Origin of the sequence: Allobosea sp. 2KB_26, from assembly GCF_052115715.1 — a bacterium.
Lineage (GTDB): Bacteria > Pseudomonadota > Alphaproteobacteria > Rhizobiales > Beijerinckiaceae > Allobosea.
Map to the genome: position 1 here is coordinate 1 of NZ_JBFRHE010000024.1, position 19,515 is coordinate 19,515.

21 protein-coding genes are annotated in these 19,515 nt (G+C 65.9%); 13 read left to right on the forward strand and 8 right to left on the reverse strand.

What is annotated here, in order from left to right; all coding sequences use genetic code 11:
• The first annotated feature begins 408 nt into the window (after window positions 1-408).
• The gene (locus tag AB4099_RS32035) at window positions 409-2,433 is read left to right on the forward strand and encodes a peptidoglycan DD-metalloendopeptidase family protein (RefSeq protein ID WP_113513394.1); all 2,025 of its coding nucleotides are present in this window, start codon (window positions 409-411) and stop codon (window positions 2,431-2,433) included.
• 134 nt (window positions 2,434-2,567) lie between these two features.
• Window positions 2,568-3,485: an AEC family transporter gene (locus tag AB4099_RS32040; RefSeq protein WP_441481035.1), complete on the forward strand. Its 918-nt coding sequence runs from the start codon at window positions 2,568-2,570 to the stop codon at window positions 3,483-3,485.
• 76 nt (window positions 3,486-3,561) lie between these two features.
• On the opposite strand, the gene gluQRS is transcribed toward AB4099_RS32040, so the two are convergent.
• On the reverse strand, window positions 3,562-4,458 hold the full coding sequence (gene gluQRS, locus AB4099_RS32045; RefSeq protein WP_441481036.1) for a tRNA glutamyl-Q(34) synthetase GluQRS: 897 nt from the start codon (window positions 4,456-4,458) through the stop codon (window positions 3,562-3,564).
• 115 nt (window positions 4,459-4,573) lie between these two features.
• On the opposite strand from gluQRS, the gene AB4099_RS32050 reads away from it, so the two are divergent.
• Window positions 4,574-5,215, forward strand: a complete 642-nt coding sequence (locus AB4099_RS32050) for a DNA-3-methyladenine glycosylase family protein (RefSeq protein WP_113513478.1) — start codon at window positions 4,574-4,576, stop codon at window positions 5,213-5,215.
• A 112-nt stretch (window positions 5,216-5,327) separates the two neighbouring features.
• On the opposite strand, the gene AB4099_RS32055 is transcribed toward AB4099_RS32050, so the two are convergent.
• The gene (locus tag AB4099_RS32055; protein WP_113513399.1) at window positions 5,328-6,113 is read right to left on the reverse strand and encodes an HpcH/HpaI aldolase family protein; all 786 of its coding nucleotides are present in this window, start codon (window positions 6,111-6,113) and stop codon (window positions 5,328-5,330) included.
• Between the two features lie 162 nt (window positions 6,114-6,275).
• A complete protein-coding gene (locus AB4099_RS32060) occupies window positions 6,276-6,599 on the reverse strand; it encodes a DUF1476 domain-containing protein (RefSeq protein ID WP_113513401.1) in 324 nt (107 codons plus the stop codon).
• 309 nt (window positions 6,600-6,908) lie between these two features.
• On the opposite strand from AB4099_RS32060, the gene purC reads away from it, so the two are divergent.
• The 4 genes from purC (at window position 6,909) to purQ (ending at window position 9,332) form a co-directional block, all read left to right on the forward strand.
• Entirely contained in the window at window positions 6,909-7,706 is a 798-nt protein-coding gene (gene purC, locus AB4099_RS32065; protein ID WP_043242352.1) for a phosphoribosylaminoimidazolesuccinocarboxamide synthase, read from the forward strand.
• 41 nt (window positions 7,707-7,747) lie between these two features.
• Entirely contained in the window at window positions 7,748-8,305 is a 558-nt protein-coding gene (locus AB4099_RS32070; protein WP_441481037.1) for a hypothetical protein, read from the forward strand.
• An 84-nt stretch (window positions 8,306-8,389) separates the two neighbouring features.
• Window positions 8,390-8,632 carry a phosphoribosylformylglycinamidine synthase subunit PurS gene (purS, locus tag AB4099_RS32075; protein ID WP_441481038.1) on the forward strand — a complete coding sequence of 81 codons (243 nt, stop codon included), beginning with the start codon at window positions 8,390-8,392 and terminating at the stop codon, window positions 8,630-8,632.
• 4 nt (window positions 8,633-8,636) lie between these two features.
• Entirely contained in the window at window positions 8,637-9,332 is a 696-nt protein-coding gene (gene purQ / locus AB4099_RS32080; protein WP_113513407.1) for a phosphoribosylformylglycinamidine synthase subunit PurQ, read from the forward strand.
• 67 nt (window positions 9,333-9,399) lie between these two features.
• Here the strand turns inward: purQ and AB4099_RS32085 are convergent, their stop codons facing one another.
• From AB4099_RS32085 to ccmA, 5 genes are all read right to left on the reverse strand, one after another.
• The gene (locus AB4099_RS32085; RefSeq protein WP_441481039.1) at window positions 9,400-9,996 is read right to left on the reverse strand and encodes a DsbE family thiol:disulfide interchange protein; all 597 of its coding nucleotides are present in this window, start codon (window positions 9,994-9,996) and stop codon (window positions 9,400-9,402) included.
• On the reverse strand, window positions 9,993-10,166 hold the full coding sequence (ccmD, locus tag AB4099_RS32090; protein ID WP_113513411.1) for a heme exporter protein CcmD: 174 nt from the start codon (window positions 10,164-10,166) through the stop codon (window positions 9,993-9,995). The genes AB4099_RS32085 and ccmD overlap by 4 nt, the downstream gene beginning before the upstream one ends.
• On the reverse strand, window positions 10,163-10,921 hold the full coding sequence (locus AB4099_RS32095) for a heme ABC transporter permease (protein ID WP_441481040.1): 759 nt from the start codon (window positions 10,919-10,921) through the stop codon (window positions 10,163-10,165). The genes ccmD and AB4099_RS32095 overlap by 4 nt, the downstream gene beginning before the upstream one ends.
• Window positions 10,922-11,010: 89 nt before the next feature.
• On the reverse strand, window positions 11,011-11,679 hold the full coding sequence (gene ccmB / locus AB4099_RS32100) for a heme exporter protein CcmB (RefSeq protein WP_441481041.1): 669 nt from the start codon (window positions 11,677-11,679) through the stop codon (window positions 11,011-11,013).
• On the reverse strand, window positions 11,676-12,332 hold the full coding sequence (ccmA, locus tag AB4099_RS32105) for a heme ABC exporter ATP-binding protein CcmA (RefSeq protein WP_441481042.1): 657 nt from the start codon (window positions 12,330-12,332) through the stop codon (window positions 11,676-11,678). Before ccmA ends, ccmB begins: the two co-directional genes overlap by 4 nt.
• A gap of 195 nt (window positions 12,333-12,527) precedes the next feature.
• Here ccmA and acnA point away from each other — a divergent pair, with 195 nt between their 5' ends.
• The 6 genes from acnA (at window position 12,528) to AB4099_RS32135 (ending at window position 19,507) form a co-directional block, all read left to right on the forward strand.
• Window positions 12,528-15,227, forward strand: coding sequence for an aconitate hydratase AcnA (gene acnA, locus AB4099_RS32110; protein WP_441481043.1), 2,700 nt, complete (start codon window positions 12,528-12,530; stop codon window positions 15,225-15,227).
• Window positions 15,228-15,448: 221 nt separating this feature from the next.
• A complete protein-coding gene (locus AB4099_RS32115; protein WP_043242327.1) occupies window positions 15,449-15,730 on the forward strand; it encodes an acyl carrier protein in 282 nt (93 codons plus the stop codon).
• Window positions 15,731-15,876: 146 nt separating this feature from the next.
• Window positions 15,877-16,338: a 3-hydroxyacyl-ACP dehydratase FabZ family protein gene (locus AB4099_RS32120; RefSeq protein WP_069878634.1), complete on the forward strand. Its 462-nt coding sequence runs from the start codon at window positions 15,877-15,879 to the stop codon at window positions 16,336-16,338.
• Between the two features lies 1 nt (window position 16,339).
• Window positions 16,340-17,470: a beta-ketoacyl-ACP synthase gene (locus AB4099_RS32125; protein ID WP_441481044.1), complete on the forward strand. Its 1,131-nt coding sequence runs from the start codon at window positions 16,340-16,342 to the stop codon at window positions 17,468-17,470.
• A gap of 10 nt (window positions 17,471-17,480) precedes the next feature.
• A complete protein-coding gene (locus AB4099_RS32130) occupies window positions 17,481-18,764 on the forward strand; it encodes a beta-ketoacyl-ACP synthase (RefSeq protein ID WP_113513421.1) in 1,284 nt (427 codons plus the stop codon).
• Window positions 18,761-19,507 carry an SDR family oxidoreductase gene (locus AB4099_RS32135; protein ID WP_441481045.1) on the forward strand — a complete coding sequence of 249 codons (747 nt, stop codon included), beginning with the start codon at window positions 18,761-18,763 and terminating at the stop codon, window positions 19,505-19,507. Before AB4099_RS32130 ends, AB4099_RS32135 begins: the two co-directional genes overlap by 4 nt.
• Window positions 19,508-19,515: the final 8 nt, after the last annotated feature.

A 19,515-nucleotide genomic window follows, 5' to 3' on the forward strand; every position in this document is an offset into this window, starting at 1 on the left:
ACACCGATCTCTCGGCTACAAGGCCCGAAGCTCTCATGAAGCGCAGTAGAGCGGCCCCGCCAGCGGCGGCGCCGTCTCGATGGCCGCGTTATAGGCCCCGCCCTCTCCACCTGTCAACGCCAAAACAAAACTTTTCCGACAGTTCCGTGACTTTTTATCCCGGCTCGCCCATCCCGACTTTATCCATCGCGCGCGTACGAGCGCCGCGCGCCGCGCACGTACGTAGCGCCCGCAAAGAGCCGTAATCGACAGCCAAAGCCCCGCAGCGGCGCGGTCCGCGGATTGATTCCGGGCTGCGACGCGGGCATGGTCGATATCAGGCGCGTACGCGTGCAGCAGATGCGGCTTCTTCGGCATTCCGGCCCGCCCGGGTTCCGGACCAGGATCAGGATTCTCTGACGACCAGCGATGAACGCCCATCCCGAGCTCAGCACGCCAGCAGAACCGCTATCGCCGGAAGCCGCCGCGCTTCTGGTCGATCTCGGTATCGAGCCGCCGATCCGGCCCGATGGAGCGCCGCATCAGGCGCTGGACCGGCGTGGCGTTTCCTTGCGCTGGCTGGCTGCCTGCGCCCTGGTCGGCTCCTGCGGTGCGGCCCTGCTCGGTGGCGCGATCCTGGTCGCGACCCGTGGCGACACGAGTTTCCCCGAGCAGCCCGAAATGGTGACGGCACGCGGCCCGTCCTCAGCCGGCCTGGGTGGCGGGGCACGCAAGGCAGACAAGCTGGTGACCGACCAGCCCGTCATGGCAGCCCGGCACAGCGCTCGCGCCCCCATGTCCCAACGCGTTGGCGACCGTGAGGTCATCCGCGTGCGCCCCTTCGTGCGGCTTGCCTCCAACCTGTCGCTGACCACCGGCGTCTACGCGACGAATATTCCGCCCTTCAATCCACTGCGCCTGTTTGCGGAAGGTGGCCAGCCCGCCGAGCGCTATGCTGAACCGGCCGGCGACATGCCGGATGCCGACGTCACCATCGTCAAGCGCGACCTCTCCACGATCGCGATTCCGGCCGGCCGCCCACGCCTCGGCGACCCAGACGTGATCAAGCAGGTCGAGGAAGAGCGCGCCAACCAGGCCGTGGCCGGCCGACAACGCCCCTTGCCGATTCCACCGCAGCTGATGCTCAGCCGCACACTTGGCGGCGGCGCAGCGCCCAGCGCCACGAACGACCTTCTTGCCTATTCTCCGGCCACGGACACGCGCTTCTCCGGCATTGAGGTGCGCGTCGTCCCTGAAAATGTCACCAACGCGCTGAAGACACCCATCGCCGCATCGCGCGAGCCGCTTGTCGAGGACAAGCTGCTGATTACCCGGCGCGGCGAGAATTTCGAACAGGTCCTGCGCAATGCCGGAGCCCCGGCCGAGCAGATCAGGGCGATGATCCAGGCCTTCAGCGGCAAGGTGCGCGTTGCCGCATTGCCGGACGGCCAGGTCCTGCAAGCGCTGTTTGCCCCCGGTCCTCGGCCAGGCGATCCGCGTCAGATCGTGCGCGTCTCGCTGCTCACAAACGGCCAGCCCGAGGCAACGATCGCAGTCAACGACCAGGGCACTTTCGTTCCGGTCTCGCTGCCGAAGCAGGAGATCGTCGGCACGCCACGCAAGGCCATCTCAGAAGACGAGGAGGACGAGGAGGATACTGGCGGCGCCAGACTCTACGAGAGCCTCTACGAGACCGGGTTGCGCCACGATCTGCCGCGCCCGATGATCGATGAGCTGGTTCGGATCTTCTCCTACGACCTGGACTTCCAGCAGCGCGTGCGCGGCGGCGACAATCTCGAGGTGATCTTCACCGAGGACGAGGAAGGCGAGCGTGGCGAAATCCTGTCGGCAACGCTCACCATCAATGGCGATACCCGCCGGGTCTTTCGCTATCAGTCCCCTGAAGACGGCCTGATCGACTATTTTGACGAAGAAGGTCGCTCGCTGAAGAAGTTCCTGCTGCGCAAGCCGATCACCGATGCCGAGATGCGCTCCGGCTTCGGCATGCGCTACCACCCGGTCATGCGCTATTCGAAGATGCATACCGGCGTCGACTGGGCCAACCGCATCGGCACCCCGATCCTGGCCGCCGGCAACGGCACGGTGATCAAGGCTGACTGGGCCTCCGGCTACGGTCGGCGGATCGAACTCCAGCACGCGAACGGTTATGTCACGACCTATTCGCACCAGTCGGGCTTTGCCAAGGGCATCGCTGCCGGCGTGAAAGTGCGCCAGGGCCAGGTTATCGGCTATCTCGGCAATACCGGCCTCTCCACCGGGCCGCATTTGCATTACGAGGTCATGGTCAACGGCAATTTCGTGAATCCGATGAAGATCCGCGTTCCGCGAGGACGCGAGCTCGAAGGCAAGACACTGGCCGAGTTCAAGCGCCAGCGTGACGAGATCCAGGGCTTGATCGTGCGCTCGGGCGGCGTGCTGGCCCAGGCGCGCTAGCCCCCTCTCGAGACTGACCGAAAACGCGGCACGGCCATGCCGCCATTTGCGCCACCGCTTCCTTGACTTTGCCTGCTGCAAGACCGATCGCGAGGGGCGCCTTCGCGCTCCCGCTCATCGAACCTGTCGCGCCGATGCTCTCCTCCCTGCTTGTCGTCCTGCCCGTCTTCGGCCTGATCGGCCTCGGCTATGTCGCGCGCTGGACGAAGCTGGTCCGCGAAACGACCGGCGAGGGTCTTTCGGACTTCGTCTTCGTTCTGGCTGTGCCCTGCCTGCTGTTCAGGACGCTGGCCAAGGCCGACATCCCGGCGAGCCAGCCCTGGGGCTACTGGATCTCCTATTTCACCGGCCTCGCTATCGTCTGGGCCTTGGCCATGGTGATTGCGCACCGCGTTTTCAGCCGCAAGGGGCCGGAACTGGTGGTTTCGGGTTTCGCCGCCGCCCAGTCCAACACGGTCTTCGTCGGCGTGCCGATGATCCTCAAGGCCTATGGCGATGCCGGCGCGGTGCCGCTCGGCCTGCTGCTGGCGATCCACCTGCCTGTGACGATGACGGCGGCGACCCTGCTCGCCGAGGGCCGCTCGGCGTCGCTGAAGATGATGGCCCGCAGGCTCTTCACCCACCCCATCATCATCGGCATCCTGCTCGGATCGGCGGTGCGGCCGGTGATCGACTTCATCCCAGCCCCGCTCTGGACATTGGTCGACCTGCTCGCCGGTGCTGCGGTCCCTTGCGCCTTGATCAGCCTCGGTATCGCCATGCGGCGCTATGGGCTGGAATCCGGTCTCGGTCTGCCGGCCGTGCTGAGCGCTCTGAAGCTCGGACTTCATCCGCTGATCGTCTATCTGCTGGCGACCCGCGTCTTCGATATGCCGGCGCACTGGTCAGGCGTCGCAGTGCTCTTCGCCGCCTGCCCCTGTGGGATCAACGCCTATCTCTTCGCCGAGCGCTATCGGCAGGGTGTCGCCGATGCCTCGAGCGCGATCGCGCTCTCGACCATGCTCTCGCTCTTTACCACCGCTGCCTGGCTGACCTGGCTCGGCGTCGGCTGAACCGCCTATGCATCGGCCCGAAACGTAGGTTGCCGCTTTCCAGCCGAAGCAAATCCAGAAGATCACCCCCGAGGGGCTAGGCAAAGCCGAGCCGCGCGCGAATGTCCGCGGCCGTAGCACCTTGTGCCCTCAGCTCCGCGAGGCCTTCCGACATCCGGCTTTTGGCGAGCTTCTGGCCGGTCTCGTCCTGTAACAACCGATGGAAGTGGTAATGCGGCGTCGGCAGGTCGAGCAGGCGTTGCAGCACGAGATGGATATCGGTCGCCGCTTCGAGATCCCGTCCGCGCACGACGTGCGTGACGCCCTGAAGCGCGTCATCCGCGACCACGGCAAGGTGGTAGCTGGTCGGCACGTCCTTGCGTGCCAGAACCACATCCCCCCAGCGCGCGGGAGCAGCCGCTACACGCGTCACCCGCCCATCCTCGTCGAAGTGCGGATACCCGACCTCCCCGCCGATCGCTGCCGCCGCCCGCCCTATCGCCAGCCGCAACACATGGGCCTCGCCGCTGGCGGCACGCTTGCCCGCCTCGTCGGGAAGCAGCGTGCAGCAGGTCCCGGGATAGAGCGGCGATCCGTCGGGATCGCGCGGCCAGGGCCGGCCCATCTCCGCTTCCTTGGCCTCCACCGCACGCATGATCTGTCCGCGCGAGCAGAAGCAGGGATAGATCAGCGCCTTCGCCTGCAGCCGGTCGAGGACGACGCGATAATCGTCGAAATGTTCGGACTGCCGGCGGATGGCGGCGTCGAAGCGGATGCCGAGCCAGGCGAGATCCTCATGGACGCCTTGCTCGAATTCTGGCCGACAGCGCGCGATGTCGATATCCTCGATGCGCAGCAGCAGCCTGCCGCCCAATCGCTTGGCCAGGCGCTCATTCATCAGCGCCGAGAAGGCGTGGCCGAGATGCAGCCGGCCGTTCGGGCTCGGCGCGAAACGAAACACCGGTCTGTCGCAATCGCGTGAGGACGTTGCCATGGGCCCTCTCTATGGTCTGGCCATGACTGCGCCAAGCCTTCAGGCACAGCCAAGTCTTGAGGCACAGCCAAACCTCCTGACGCGCACTGCCACCATCCCGGTTCAAGAAGCGACGATGAACAGAATCACCTGCGACGCCGACCTCGAAGAGGGCATGGCCGCGCTCCGCCCCCTTCACCCGAGCTGGAGCGCCATCATCGACCGGACCGGCCTGCCGCCGCTGCGTCGCCGCGAAGGCGGCTTCAAGGGGCTGGCATCGATCATCGTGGCGCAGCAGCTTTCGGTGGCGAGCGCGCGGGCCGTCTGGACCCGAGTCGAGTCGGTCCTGACGCCGCTCACACCGGAGCGTGTGCTCGCTGCAAGCGACGAGGATCTGCGGCTGTCCGGCCTCTCGCGGCCGAAGCAGCGCACCTTGCGAGCCGTCGCCGGGGCCATCGCCGAGGGAACGCTCGATCTGGTGTCTCTGGAGGGCGGTACGCCGGAATATATTCACCAGCACATGACCGCCGTCTCCGGCATCGGACCCTGGACCGCGGATATCTATCTGTTGTTCTGCCTCGGACACCGAGACGGCTTCGCGGCCGGCGATCTCGCCATCCAGGAGGCCGCACGCGTCGCTTTCGGCTTGGAGGCTCGCCCAAAACCGGGCGAGCTGCAGGAGATGGCCGAGGCCTGGCGCCCCTGGCGCGGCGTCGCAGCCAGATTGCTCTGGGCCTACTATGCCGCACTGAAGCGCCGCGAGGGGATCAACGCCTGAAGCATCGGTCCGAAAAGTGGATTGCGGTTTTCCGGAAGGCCGATGCGAGCACTGGAAATTGGATCATCGGACCGGATACGACATCCAGAACCGATGATCCAGGAGCCGGATCTTAGCCGCGAACCACTTTGAGCGCGGCCTGCGCGGCCGCGCGCAGGAAGCCCGAATCGCTCATCACGGTGACCAGCCTGGCTCCCATCTCCACGCCCTCCTTCGCCCTCTCGGCGGTGGCGGCATAGAATGCGACCGGCTTGTTCACGGCAGACGCGCGCGCCACGATGTGACGCAACGCCTCGTCGACCTCCTTCGCCGAGGCGTTGACCGACGCTCCCCCGGACAACGCGATCGAAAGATCGGATGGGCCGACGAACAACGCGTCGATACCTTCAAGCGCCAGAATATCGTCGAGAATCGCCATGGCCTCGCGCGTCTCGATCATCGCGAATGTCATCGAGAAACGATTGGCGGCCTTGAGATAGCTATTGGCGTCGAGCCCCGAGGCGCCCAGGCCGCCATAGCTGCCCCAGCTGCGTTCTCCGAGCGGCGGATACTTGGCATAGGCGGCCAGACGGCGCGCATCCTCCATCGTATTGATCATCGGCGCGATCACGCCCGAGACGCCCGCATCGAACAGCTTCGACACGTTCTGGAATTCGCCGACCGCGATCCGCGCCAGAGCAGGCTTTCCAGCGGCATTGATCAGCGGGATCGCCCGGATGACCTCGCCAAGCGTGATCGGCCCGTGCTGCATGTCGAGCGTGACGGCGTCAAAACCTTCCTGCGCGAGCACTCCGGCAATGCTCGGATCGGGCAGCCCGCACCAGGCGGACAGGAGCGTGTCGCCCTTGGCGAGACGATCGGCGAGCGAGGACAGGACGGTTGGCTTGGCGGAAGACATCGGCGTTTTCATCCGGTTGAGCCCGCTCTTGAATCACGGCGGGACGAGGACAGTGGGCAGCAAACTCGCACAAAAACAAACGGGCGCTCATGCGCCCGTTTCAACCACGTCCTGCGTTTGGTGAACCGGTCATGCGGATTCACGTGAAACAGGGATTTGATGCTAGCGCCCAGCCTGGACTTCCTCGGCAGCCCTGATCAGAAGCTCGGTCATCACGCGGCGAATTTCCTCGTCTGCAACCGCAACACTTGCAGTCGCGAAATCGGACCTGACCTTGCGCAGCACGTCATCGTCGCCGGCTTCCTCGAAATCGGCCAGCACCACGGACTTCGCATAGGCGTCCGCTTCAGCGCCGCTCTTGCCGAGCTTCTCGGCGGCCCAGAGGCCGAGAAGCTTGTTGCGCCGAGCCGTCGCCTTGAAGCGCAGCTCCTCGTCGAGCGCGAACCTGTTCTCGAAGGCATCCTTGCGCTGATCAAAAGTCGTCATGCGGGTTAAGTCCTCTCGCGGGCTCCGGTGGCTTCTCTGAAGCGATATAGGATGCCCCAGCGCGCAGGGCCAGCGCGGATTGCGCTCCGGCGATCAGGCTCTCCGCCCGGTTTGTTGCGTTTGCAGTGCAGAAGCGCCATATAGCGGTCGCGGGGGTGGCCGATCCGGCTATGCTCGCGTTGAACCGGACCAATCCGCAATCCAGGCCGATCGCGTCCGAGCGCAGATCTGAGGCGAGGCTTGCGAAGGACCGGTGGAACAGGGGCCACGATCCCGCCGCGGGCAACCGCGACCAGAGAAAGGCCGATTTTGGATTTCCTCAAGCCACGGTACATCCCGATGAATCGCCGCCGTCGCATTTACGAAGGCAAGGCGAAGGTCCTCTATGAGGGACCGGAGCCCGGTACGCTGATCCAGCACTTCAAGGACGACGCCACCGCCTTCAACGCCAAGAAACACGAGGTGATCGACGGCAAGGGCGTCCTGAACAACAGGATCTCCGAGCACATCTTCTCGAATCTCAACGATATCGGCGTGCCGACGCATTTCATCCGCCGGCTGAACATGCGCGAGCAGCTGATCCGCGAAGTCGAGATCATCCCGCTCGAGGTGGTGGTGCGCAATGTCGCCGCCGGCTCGCTCTCGACCAAGCTCGGTCTCGAAGAGGGCACCCAGCTGCCGCGCTCGATCATCGAGTTCTACTACAAGAATGACGCGCTGAACGATCCGATGGTCTCGGAAGAGCACATCACTGCCTTCGGCTGGGCGACGCCCCAGGAAATCGACGACATCATGGCGCTTGCCATCCGCGTCAATGATTTCCTCTCCGGCTTGTTCCTCGGGGCCGGCATCCGCCTCGTCGACTTCAAGATGGAATGCGGCCGGCTCTGGGAAGGCGAGATGATGCGCATCGTCGTCGCCGACGAGATCAGCCCGGATTCCTGCCGACTCTGGGACATCAAGTCGAAGGACAAGATGGACAAGGACCGCTTCCGCCGCGACATGGGCGGGCTGATCGAGGCCTATACCGAAGTCGCCCGCCGCCTCGGCATCATGGGCGAGAACGAAAAGGCCGGCCCTGCCGCCGGACCTCGCCTGGTGCAGTGAGCGCTGGCGGAGCCGTGACAGCGAATTGCAAACGGGGGCGCATGCGCTCCCGTTTGCTTTTGGCTGCGCTGCTCGGCGGCCTGAGCCTGCTCACCGCCTGCAGCAACCATTTCGGACCTGGTCTTGCCGAGCTGGCGGCCGATCGGGGCTGGCAGCCGCTGCCGATCGGCTCCTGGGTCGTCAATGACGACCTCGAGCCCCGTACCATCGTCTATTGCGCCGGCGCGCACTGCCTGCGCCCCGCTGTCGCAGCCCTGATCGCCGTTGAAGGCCGCAAGGCCGACGAGTTCGAACGAGGCCTCGCCACCGATCCCGCCCGTCTGGCCCGTGAATTCTCGAAGCCGGTCAATGCTGACAAGGGCACGAAACCCAGGGCCGCGGCGGCCACGATCAAGAGCACCACCAGCGTTTCCCGCTTCAATGGCGGCGGTGCGTCTGGCCTGCTCGTTGAAATTCGCGGCAAGGGCGAGACCGGTCTGCTTGCGGCAACAGCGATCCTCTATGGCCGGGAGGCCGGCAAGCTCGTCATGGCGATCGCGGTCAGCAACGATGCCGAGGCGGCGCAAAACTATGCACGCGCCGCCTGGCGCAGCCGCTGATTCGCCGTGAAGCCCTGACAAGTGGTTGAGCCCGAACCGATTCGCCGCTAAGGCACCCCGCAGAAGCCCTGCCCGGAGAGCACAATGAAAGCCCGCGTCACCGTCACCCTCAAGAACGGCGTGCTCGATCCGCAGGGCAAGGCGATCGAAGGCGCTCTGAAATCGCTCGGCATCGACGGTGTCGGCTCGGTGCGTCAGGGCAAGGTCTTCGACATCGAGATCACCGCGGGCGACAAGGCCGCCGCCGAGAACGCGCTCAAGGATGCCTGCGAGAAGCTGCTCGCCAATACCGTGATCGAGAACTATCGCGTCGAAATCGGAGCGTGAGACGATGAAAGCCGCCGTCGTCACTTTCCCCGGATCCAATCGCGAGGGTGATGTCGCCACTGCCCTGCGGCAAGCCGGCGCCACCGTCACCCATGTCTGGCATGCCGACACGGAGCTTCCGGCCGGCACGGATCTCGTCGTGCTGCCGGGCGGCTTCTCCTATGGCGACTATCTGCGCTGCGGCGCCATCGCCGGTCGGGCCCACATCATGGATGCAACGCGAGCCCATGCGGCACGCGGCGGCTATGTGCTCGGCATCTGCAACGGCTTTCAGATCGCCTGCGAAGCGGGCTTGCTCCCGGGTGTCCTTGCCCGCAATGCCAATCTGAAATTCGTCTGCAAGCGCCAGCATCTCACCGTCGAGCGCGCCGATACCGCCTTCACCCGTGCCTACGCCAAGGGCCAGGTGATCGATGTCTGCATCGCGCATGGCGAAGGCAACTATATCGCTGATCCCGAGACGCTGGCCCGGCTCGAAGGCGAAGGCCTGGTTGCCTTCCGCTACGCCGACGCCGATGGTCAGGTCACGGCCGAAGCCAACCCGAATGGTTCGCTGAACGGCATTGCCGGCATCTACTCGCCCGGCTTCAATGTTCTCGGACTGATGCCGCATCCGGAAAACCTGATCGATTCGCTCACTGGCGGCACCGATGGGCGCGGCATGTTCGAGAGCCTGATCAGCGGCAAGAAGGCAGCCTGACCGGCTTCCCCGTCATGCTCGGGTTTGGCTCGGCATGACGGACACGACTTTGGCCAGGCGGCCAGGCTCACTTCGCCAGCGCAGCCGCCTTCGCCAGTAGCTTCTGCGCGCTGTTCACATCGAGCGCGCCGACATGCTTGTCGACGATCCGCCCGTCAGGGCCGATCAAGAAGGTTTCCGGTACGCCGTAGACACCCCATTCGATTGCGCCACGGCCGGCGCGATCGACGCCCACGGCCGAGTAGGGATTGCCGAGCGCTCCCAGGAAGCGGCGGGCATTCTCGGCTTCGTCCTTGTAGTTCAGCCCGACCACCGCGACCTTGCCCTGCTTGACCACAGGCGCCTCGGCCAGCGCGACAAGATGCGGGTGCTCGACGCGGCAGGGCGCGCACCAGCTCGCGAAGACATTGACGATGGTGGCCCGCCCCTTGGCCAGGTCGGCCATGGTGAAGGCAGGGACCGGCTGGCCGTCGCGCTGCAACCCTTCGAGCGCGGTCAGCGCGATCGTCGGAGCCGGCTTGCCGATCAGCGCCGACGGAACCTTGCTGGCATCCCCGCTGAACAGCCCGACCAGGAAGACCAGGGACAGTCCGGCAAACAGGATCAGGGGAATCAGGAAAACCAGCGGCGAGCGCCGGCCTGGCGCGCTCTCGACCTCGCTCACGACAATGCCTTCCCCGAACGGCGGCCGGCGCCGCGCTGTTCCAGCGCGTCGAGAGCCAGCCTTTGCGCGCGGTGATCGCGCCAGGTCATCAGAATCAATCCACCGAGGATCATCACGACCGACGCATAGGCGGTCAGGATGTAGCCGGCATGCGGTCCAAACGCGCTCATATCGCGACCTCCGCCGCCAGCCGGTCCAACCTCTCGGCCTCGAAGATCGTCAACGTCCGGACCCGACGGCGCATGATCTCGGCCCGCATCGCGACGAGATGCAGCGCCAGCGCCAGCAACGTGAAGCCGACGGCCAGGATCAGGAGCGGCCAGAGCATGGCGGGATGAATGCTCGGCCCGCCGGCGCGGAAGACCGATGCCGGCTGGTGCAGCGTATTCCACCAGTCGACCGAGAACTTGATGATCGGCACATTGACGAAGCCGACCAGTGTCAGGATCGCCACCGCCCGCCCGGCACGCGAGGGATCGTCGAGCGTGCGCCACAGCGCCATGATACCGAGATAGATCAGGAAGAGCACGAGCACCGAGGTCAGCCGCGCATCCCAGACCCAATAGGTGCCCCACATCGGCTTGCCCCAGAGAGCCCCGGTGATCAGGCAGATCAGCGCGAAGCAGGCGCCGATCGGCGCTGCCGCCTTCTGCGCAACATCCGCAAGCGGATGGCGCCAGACAAGAGTGCCCAGCGCCGAGACCGCCATCATCGAGTAGAACATCAGCGCGAGCCAGGCGGCCGGCACATGCACGAACATGATGCGGATGGTCTCGCCCTGCTGGTAATCCGCCGGCGCGACGAAAAAGGCGAGATAGAAGCCGACGGCAAGCAGCAACGCCGCCGCGCCCACGAACCAGGGCAGCAGCCGGCTCGACAGGCGCATGAAACGCGTCGGGTTCGCCAGTTCGATCAGGCTAGCCATGCGGCCCTTTTGCTCTTCATTTGACGAGTGAGGATGTAGCAACCGGCTTCACGCTTCACAATCGCAGCCGATGGCCATGGCGTCGCAGCCTAGTCCGCCTGCCGGAGCGCTGCGGCAGCCGCGATGGTTCCGATCACGAGAGTCGCGAGCGACAAGGCGCACAGGATCAGGAACGGCGTCAGGAAGGGAACCGTGCCGCCAAGCGCGCTGTTCGAAGCCGAGACGCCGAAGATCAGCACCGGCACGGTCAGCGGCGCGACCAGGATCGGCAGGATCAGGCCGCCGCGTTTGAGGCCGGCCGTCAGTGCTGCCCCCGTGGCGCCAATGAAGCTCAGCGCTGGCGTCCCCACCAGCAGCGTCCCGGCGACCGGCAGCATCGCCTCGGCCGGCAGCGCGACCAGCAGACCAAGCAGCGGGGCAGCCAGAGCCAGCGGCAGGCCGGTCGTCAGCCAATGCGCCAGCCCCTTGGCCAGCACGGCGAGTTCCAAGGGCAGGGCCGAGGCGCGGATCAGGTCGAGCGAACCGTCCTCCTCGTCGCCCTGGAACAGCCGGTCGAGCCCGATCAGGGTCGCAAGCAGCGCTCCGAGCCAGAGGATCGCCGGACCGATCCGGGAGAGCAGATTGAGATCGGGCCCGAGCGCGAAAGGCACCAGCACGACCAGCGTCAGGAAGAACACCAGTGCGAGCTCCCCGCCTCCGCCGGCACGGGCCGCCAGGGCGAGGTCGCGTTTCAGGATCGCGAGGAATGCTCCGCTCACGGCCCGATCCTCATCTCGCGCGCCGCCTCCAGGCCGAGGGGACCATGCGTCGCAGCCAGAATCGCGCCGCCCGCATCGAGATGGGACTGCATCAGCCCGACCAGCATCCGCTGCGAGGCTGTATCGAGCGCCGAGGCCGGTTCATCGAGCAGCCAGAGCGGCCGCCGTGAAACCAGCAGCCGCGCCAGCGCGACGCGCCGGCGCTGCCCGGCCGAGAGATAGCCGACCGGCAGCGCCGCGACATGCGGCAGGCCGATGGCGGCAAGCGCCTCATCGGCGGGGAGCCCGGGCTCGCCGAGGAGTGCCTGGACGAAATCGAGATTCTCGCGCGCTGTCAGCGCCGTTTTCAGTCCGTCGCGATGACCGACGAGGTGGATCTGCTCCATGAGGGGCGCATCGCCGATGCCCGTGACCCGCAAACGTCCCGCAGCAGGCCGCAACCGCCCGCAGATCATCGCGATCAGGCTCGACTTGCCGGCGCCGTTGCGGCCGGTGAGCGCAATCGCCTCCCCGCTCCCGAGCGTGAAGTCCAGGTTCTCGAAGACCAGCCGCCCGCCTCGGCGGCAAGCCAGGTCTTCGGCGCTCAGCGTGAGTGGGGGATAGAAAAACTGCGTCAAGGCCAGGGCATCTTCCCGTGCGTCAGAAGCTGCCACGCACGCGTTTCGTTCATGTAGCGGGCTTCTTGGAATTGATCTATAGAACGCTCGGCTACGCCGCACGCCGATCCGGCGCGGGGCTCGGGCACTCCCGGGGCGGCGCGCGCGTCATGCGCATTAGGCCTTCGATCTGGCCTGCCCGCAAGGGCGACCGAATCGCGACCGCAACCCCTTGATCAGGATTATGCCCGCATGGCTAACCAGGATTCCTTCAAGTCCCGCAAGACGCTCGACGTCGGCGGCAAGAGCTACGTTTATTACTCCCTGCCCGACGCCGAGGCGAACGGCCTTCCCGGCATTTCGAAGCTCCCCTTCTCGATGAAGGTTCTGCTCGAGAACCTGCTGCGCTTCGAGGATGGCCGCTCGGTCACCAAGAGCGACATCGAGGGCTTCGTTGCCTGGCTGTCCGACAAGGGCAAGGCCGGCAAGGAGATCGGCTTCCGCCCGGCACGCGTGCTGATGCAGGATTTCACCGGCGTCCCGGCAGTGGTCGACCTGGCAGCGATGCGCGATGGCGTCGTCGCGCTCGGCGGCGACCCGGCCAAGATCAACCCGCTCGTCCCGGTCGATCTCGTCATCGACCATTCGGTCATCGTCGATGAGTTCGGTACGCCCAAGGCTCTCTCGCAGAATGTCGAGCTGGAATATGAGCGCAACGGCGAGCGCTACCGCTTCCTGAAATGGGGCCAGGGCGCCTTCGACAATTTCCGCGTCGTACCGCCCGGCACCGGCATCTGCCATCAGGTCAATCTCGAATACCTCGCCCAGACCGTCTGGACCCGGACCGAGACGATCGACGGCAAGGAGGTCGAGGTCGCCTATCCCGACACCGTCGTCGGCACCGATTCGCATACCACCATGGTCAACGGCCTGGCCGTGCTTGGCTGGGGCGTCGGCGGCATCGAGGCCGAGGCCGCCATGCTCGGCCAGCCGCAGTCCATGCTTCTGCCCGAGGTCATCGGCTTCAAGCTCACCGGCTCGCTGCGCGAAGGCATCACCGCGACCGATCTCGTGCTGACCGTCACCCAGATGCTGCGCAAGAAGGGCGTCGTCGGCAAGTTCGTCGAGTTCTTTGGCCCCGGCCTCTACAATCTGACGCTCGCCGACCGCGCCACCATCGCCAATATGGGCCCGGAATACGGCGCGACCTGCGGCTTCTTCCCGGTCGACGCCGAGACGATCGACTATCTCACCACCACCGGCCGCAAGTCGGACCGGATCGCGCTGGTCGAGGCCTACAGCAAGGCGCAGGGCCTGTTCGCCACCATCGAGACGCCGGACCCGGTCTTCACCGACACGCTGGAACTCGACCTGACCACGGTCCAGCCTTCGATGGCCGGCCCGAAGCGCCCCGAGGGCCGCGTCGACCTCGGCGCCGTCGCCAAGGGTTTCGCCGCCGCGATGGACACCGAATACAAGAAGGGCGCCGAGATCGGCCGCCGTGTTCCCGTCGAAGGCCGTGCCCATGATCTCGGCCATGGCGACGTCGTCATTGCCGCCATCACCTCCTGCACCAACACCTCGAACCCCTCGGTGCTGATGGCCGCGGGCCTGCTCGCCCGCAACGCGGTCGCCAAGGGCCTGACGGTGAAGCCCTGGGTCAAGACCTCGCTCGCCCCCGGCTCGCAGGTCGTGGCGGAATATCTCGCCAAGTCCGGCCTCCAGACCGACCTCGACACGCTCGGCTTCAACCTGGTCGGCTTCGGCTGCACCACCTGCATCGGCAATTCCGGCCCGTTGCCTGGGCCGATCTCGAAGGCGATCAACGATCAGGGCCTGATCGCGGGCGCCGTGATCTCCGGCAACCGCAATTTCGAAGGACGCGTCTCGCCGGACGTCCAGGCGAACTACCTCGCCTCGCCGCCGCTGGTCGTCGCCTATGCGCTGGCCGGCAGCGTCCAGAAGGACCTGACGACCGAGCCGCTTGGCACGGGCAAGGACGGCCAGCCCGTCTTCCTGAAGGACATCTGGCCCTCCAACAAGGAGATCCAGAGCTTCATCGCCCAGAACGTCACGCGCGCCATCTTCGAGGCGAAATATGCCGACGTGTTCAAGGGCGACCAGCACTGGCAGGACGTGAAGACCCCGGAGAGCCAGACCTACGCCTGGGACGATGCCTCGACCTATGTGCAGAACCCGCCCTATTTCCAGGGCATGGGCAGAAAGCCTTCGCCGGTCACCGAGATCGTCGGCGCGCGCATCCTCGGCCTGTTCGGCGACAAGATCACGACCGACCACATCTCGCCGGCCGGCTCGATCAAGGCCGCCTCGCCGGCGGGCAAGTACCTGACCGAGCACGGCGTCGCCGTCGCCGACTTCAACCAGTACGGCACGCGGCGCGGCAATCATGAGGTGATGATGCGCGGCACCTTCGCCAATATCCGCATCCGCAACCACATGATGGGGCCGAACGGGCGCGAGGGCGGCTACACCATCCACTATCCCAGCAAGGAAGAGCTGCCGATCTACGACGCGGCCATGCGCTACCAGGAGGAGAAGGTCCCGCTGGTCATCTTCGCCGGCGTCGAATACGGCAACGGCTCCTCGCGTGACTGGGCGGCGAAGGGCACCAACCTGCTCGGCGTCAAGGCCGTGATCGCGCAGAGCTTCGAGCGCATCCATCGCTCGAATCTCGTCGGCATGGGCGTCGTCCCCTTCACGCTGCCGGAAGGCACGAGCTGGGCCTCGCTGGGCCTGAAGGGTGACGAGAGCGTCACCATCAAGGGGCTGGCCACGGTCAAGCCGCGCCAGATGCTGGAGGCGGAGATCACCTTCGCCGACGGCAGTGTGAAGAATGTCCCGATTCTCTGCCGCATCGATACGCTGGACGAGCTCGACTACTTCAAGAACGCCGGCATCCTGCACTACGTGCTGCGCGGCATCGCGGCGTAGTCCGCGCCCTGCCCTGGCTCCGTCTGACGGCGCCGGGGAGATCGACATGCAGGGTCGGCCTCTGGCCGGCCCTGTTTCGCCTTGCGGCGCCTCCAGTTGTCCTCGCGCAGGCGTAGGTGTAATGGGGCGTCACAGCCATCCTTGGCGGGGGGCTTGGGGCAGGCGCGCGCCAGCGCGCCCGGATGTCCGCCGCCACAATCCAAGACGACGGGAGCACCCGCATGTCCGCCACGTTCGAGACGGTCGCCGGTATCATTTCGGAGACCTGCGATATTCCTCGCGAGAAGATCACGCCCCAGAGCCACGCCATCGAAGACCTCGGCATCGACTCGCTGGCTTTCCTCGACATCGCCTTCGCGATCGACAAGGCTTTCGGCATCAAATTGCCGCTCGAGCAGTGGACCCAGGAGGTCAACGAAGGCAAGGCGCCGGCGGAGCAGTATTTCGTGCTCGAGAACCTGTGCCAGCGCATCGACGACCTCGTCGCGGCCAAGAAGGCCTGAATTTCGCTCGCAGGGCCGCCGCTTCGATGAAATCGCGAGGCGGCCTTGAGACGGACACCCTCTCCCGATAGAGCATGATGCAGCCGAGCCGGGCGATCCCTCGCCCGCTCGGCGCATCTGTTGCTCGCCACCCGGTCAGGACCCGCATGCGCCTCGAATATTTCGACATGATCGACACGGTCGTGACCTTCGATCCGTCGCAGAAGCGCATCGCCACACGTTCGACCGTGCCGAGCGCGAGCCCCGTTTTCGAGGGGCATTTCCCCGGCCATCCGCTTGTACCCGGCGTCCTCCTCACCGAGACCATGGCCCAGGCTTCCGGCTATCTCCTGCTCGCTCTCAACCAGTTGCAGCAGATGCCGTTCCTGATGATGGTGGACAAGGCGCGCTTCCGCACCTTCGTCGAACCCGATGCGGTGCTGGATGTCAGCGCCGAGCTCGTTCACGAGGGCTCGGGCTACGCCGCCACCAAGGCAAGGATCGCGATCGACGGCAAGCCGATCTGCGATGCCGAGCTACGTTTCCGCCTGATGCCGTTCCCGGCCGACATGCGGACGCTGATGGAGCAACGGATCGCGGCGATCGGCCTCGTTCCGGAACGGAATTGACATGATGCGTGACGTCGTCATCACCGGCATCGGCCTGGCCTCCAGCCTGGGCGAAGGCATCGAGACGCATGCAGCGGCTCTGGTCTCCTCCGTCGCACCGATCGTCGATACCGAGAGTTTCGCCCCTTATCCCGTGCACCGGCTGAAGCCGCTCGAACTCGACCGGCAGATTCCGAAGAAATCCGACCAGCGTCAGATGGAGCCATGGCAACGGCTTGGCGTCTATGCCGCTGGTCTTGCCCTCGATGCTGCCGGCCTGAAGGACGACGCCGAAGCCAAGAGCGAACTCCAGGTCATTGTCGCGGCCGGTGGTGGCGAACGCGATCATGCCGTCGATTCCGCGATCCTGACCGGCTTGCGCGGTGCAAACCAGCCTGGCGCCTTCCTGAACGAGCGGTTGATGGGCGACCTGCGCCCGACGCTCTTCCTGGCGCAGCTCTCCAACCTTCTTGCCGGCAATATCGCGATCGTCCACGGCGTCACCGGCGCCTCGCGCACCTTCATGGGCGAAGAGCAGGCCGGCGTCGACGCCATCCGTACAGCCCATGCCCGCGTCGCCTCCAGCCAGGCAGAAATCATGCTGGTGGGTGGCGCCTATAATGCCGAGCGTCGCGACATGCTGCTGCTGCTCGAGGCCGGAGGCTATTTGCGCAAGGGTGATTTCGCACCCGTCTTCGAACGGCAGGATGTGCCGGGACTGATCACCGGCAGCGCCGCAGCGTTCCTCGTCCTCGAATCGGCCGAGCGCGCCAAGGCCCGTGGCGCGAAGGTGCTTGCCGGCCTCAGCCATGTCGCGGCTGACCGCGCGCGCCGCAGCGAACAGGGTGCGGTCGAGGCCTCGTTGCGCAAGCTTGTTGCCGGTTTCGGCACGGTGTCGTCCTCAGCCCTCGTCATCTCGGCGGCGACCGGCGCGGCCGGCATCACCAGCGAAGAGGCATCGGCCATCGCCAGCCTGCCCGCGGCCAAGCGCGTTGCGGCGGGCGATCTCGTTGGCCACAGCCTCGAGGCTGCATTCCCCATTTCGGTTGCCCTTGCCGCCGTCGCGCTCGCCAACGACCAGGCAAGCGAAGCGATCGTGACCGGCGCCGGCCATTGGCGCGGAGAAGGCGCGGCGCGCCTCGTGAAAGCGTGAGGACATCGCCATGAGCGCACAGCATCGCGACTCCAAGGGCCGCCCCGTCGTCGCCGTCACCGGATTGGGTGTCGTCACCTCGCTCGGCCAGGGCAAGCAGACCAACTGGGAGGCGCTGACCGCCGGGCGCTCGGGCATCCACCGCATCGAGCGCTTTCCGATCGACGGGCTGCGCACGACCATCGCCGGCACGGTCGATTTCCTTTTCGATGCACCTTTCACGGCGCCTGAGCTCTCCGAGAAGCTCGCGACGCTCGCCGCGGAGGAAGCCGTGAGCCAGAGCGGTCTCGGCTCGGACGGTGATTTTCCCGGCGAGCTCTTCATGGCCGTCCCTCCCGTCGAGATGGAATGGCCCCAGAAGCAGGAACTGGCGCAGGCCATCGACGGCGACGTCGATTATGATGGTTTGCTGCGCGCCGCCGCCACGCACAAACACAAGCCGATGCATGAGCTCTTCCTGTTCGGAGGCGTTGCTGATCACATCGCCGACCGATTTGGCACCAAGGGTTCTCCGATCTCGCTCTCGACGGCTTGCTCCTCCGGCGCAACCGCCATCCAGATGGGCGTGGAGGCGATCCGGCGCGGCGAGACGAGCGCGGCGCTGTGCGTCGGCACTGACGGCTCGGTGCATGCCGAGGCGCTGATCCGCTTCTCCCTGCTCTCGGCATTGTCGACCCAGAACGAGCCGCCGGAAGGCGCATCCAAGCCGTTTTCCAAGAACCGCGACGGTTTCGTCATGGGCGAAGGGGCCGGGGCGCTGGTTCTCGAGGATTACGACCATGCCCTGGCGCGGGGCGCGACCATCCTCGGCATCGTCGCAGGTTGCGGCGAGCGCGGCGACGGCTTCCACCGCACGCGTTCGAGCCCGGACGGCAAGCCCGCGATCCTCGCCATGCAGGATGCTCTCGCCGATGCCGGACTGACGCCGGACGATGTCGACTACATCAACGCGCATGGCACCTCGACGCCCGAAAATGACAAGATGGAGGCGATGAGCTGCTCCGCCGTCTTCGGCGAGCGCATGGCGCGCCTGCCGATCTCCTCGAACAAGTCGATGATCGGCCATACGCTCACGGCCGCCGGTGCAGTCGAGGCGGTGATCTCGCTCCTGACCATCGCCAATGGCCGCATCCCGCCGACGATCAACTACAATCAGCCCGACGCTGCCATTGCACTCGATGTCGTGCCGAATACGGCGCGCGACGCCAAAGTCAGGACCGTCATTTCCAATTCCTTCGGTTTCGGCGGGCAGAATACCTGTCTCGTGCTGACCGCCCCCCCGGAGCCGGCATGACCCGCATTCTCGTCACCGGCGGCGCCAAGGGCGTTGGCGCCGAGATCGTGCGTGCGCTCGCAGCCGCAGGCCATGATGTCGATTTCACCTATCGGTCATCGGCCGATCAGGCGCTGGCGCTGGCAGCCGAGATCGGGGCGGCGCATCCCGGCCAGGCCGTTCGCGCTCTGCCGCTCGATCTCGCCGACAAGCGCGCCCTGGACACATTCTGCGAGGCGGTCGAGGGCGACAGCTATTTCGGCTTCGTCCACAATGCCGGACAACCCTATGACTCGCTTGCAGCGATGATGGTGCAGGACAAGGCCGAAGCGATCATGCAGGTCAATTTCTGGGCCTTCACGCGTCTTGCCAAGAGCCTGATGCGCGGCATGCTCCGCGCCCGCAGCGGACGCATCGTCGCGATCGGATCCGTGGCCGCGCTGCGCGGCAACCCGGGCAACGCCGCCTATGCCGCCTCGAAGGGCGCGCTGATTTCCTACGCCAACACACTGGCCGTCGAAACCGGCAAGCGCGGCGTCACCGTCAACGTGATCGCGCCGGGCTTCATCGATACCGACATGATGGCACCTTACGCCGCCTATCGGGAAAAGATGGAAAGCCAGATCCCGGCCGGCCGCTTCGCGAAGCCCGAGGAGATCGCCGGGCTCGCCGCCTTCCTGATGAGCCCCCCGGCCGGCTATATCACCGGCACCGTCCTGCCGATCGATGGTGGCCTGACGGCACAGCTCGGCGTGCATCGCTGAGCGCGCTC

Excerpts from the sequence above, each read along its gene's own strand:
- AB4099_RS32035 (WP_113513394.1), top strand. The coding sequence starts at position 409 with ATGAACGCCCATCCCGAGCTCAGCACGCCAGCAGAACCGCTATCGCCG.
- AB4099_RS32040 (WP_441481035.1), top strand. The coding sequence starts at position 2,568 with ATGCTCTCCTCCCTGCTTGTCGTCCTGCCCGTCTTCGGCCTGATCGGC.
- gluQRS (WP_441481036.1), bottom strand. The coding sequence starts at position 4,458 with ATGGCAACGTCCTCACGCGATTGCGACAGACCGGTGTTTCGTTTCGCG.
- AB4099_RS32050 (WP_113513478.1), top strand. The coding sequence starts at position 4,574 with ATGAACAGAATCACCTGCGACGCCGACCTCGAAGAGGGCATGGCCGCG.
- AB4099_RS32055 (WP_113513399.1), bottom strand. The coding sequence starts at position 6,113 with ATGTCTTCCGCCAAGCCAACCGTCCTGTCCTCGCTCGCCGATCGTCTC.
- AB4099_RS32060 (WP_113513401.1), bottom strand. The coding sequence starts at position 6,599 with ATGACGACTTTTGATCAGCGCAAGGATGCCTTCGAGAACAGGTTCGCG.
- AB4099_RS32070 (WP_441481037.1), top strand. The coding sequence starts at position 7,748 with ATGCGCTCCCGTTTGCTTTTGGCTGCGCTGCTCGGCGGCCTGAGCCTG.
- purS (WP_441481038.1), top strand. The coding sequence starts at position 8,390 with ATGAAAGCCCGCGTCACCGTCACCCTCAAGAACGGCGTGCTCGATCCG.
- purQ (WP_113513407.1), top strand. The coding sequence starts at position 8,637 with ATGAAAGCCGCCGTCGTCACTTTCCCCGGATCCAATCGCGAGGGTGAT.
- ccmD (WP_113513411.1), bottom strand. The coding sequence starts at position 10,166 with ATGAGCGCGTTTGGACCGCATGCCGGCTACATCCTGACCGCCTATGCG.
- AB4099_RS32095 (WP_441481040.1), bottom strand. The coding sequence starts at position 10,921 with ATGGCTAGCCTGATCGAACTGGCGAACCCGACGCGTTTCATGCGCCTG.
- acnA (WP_441481043.1), top strand. The coding sequence starts at position 12,528 with ATGGCTAACCAGGATTCCTTCAAGTCCCGCAAGACGCTCGACGTCGGC.
- AB4099_RS32115 (WP_043242327.1), top strand. The coding sequence starts at position 15,449 with ATGTCCGCCACGTTCGAGACGGTCGCCGGTATCATTTCGGAGACCTGC.
- AB4099_RS32120 (WP_069878634.1), top strand. The coding sequence starts at position 15,877 with ATGCGCCTCGAATATTTCGACATGATCGACACGGTCGTGACCTTCGAT.
- AB4099_RS32125 (WP_441481044.1), top strand. The coding sequence starts at position 16,340 with ATGATGCGTGACGTCGTCATCACCGGCATCGGCCTGGCCTCCAGCCTG.
- AB4099_RS32130 (WP_113513421.1), top strand. The coding sequence starts at position 17,481 with ATGAGCGCACAGCATCGCGACTCCAAGGGCCGCCCCGTCGTCGCCGTC.
- AB4099_RS32135 (WP_441481045.1), top strand. The coding sequence starts at position 18,761 with ATGACCCGCATTCTCGTCACCGGCGGCGCCAAGGGCGTTGGCGCCGAG.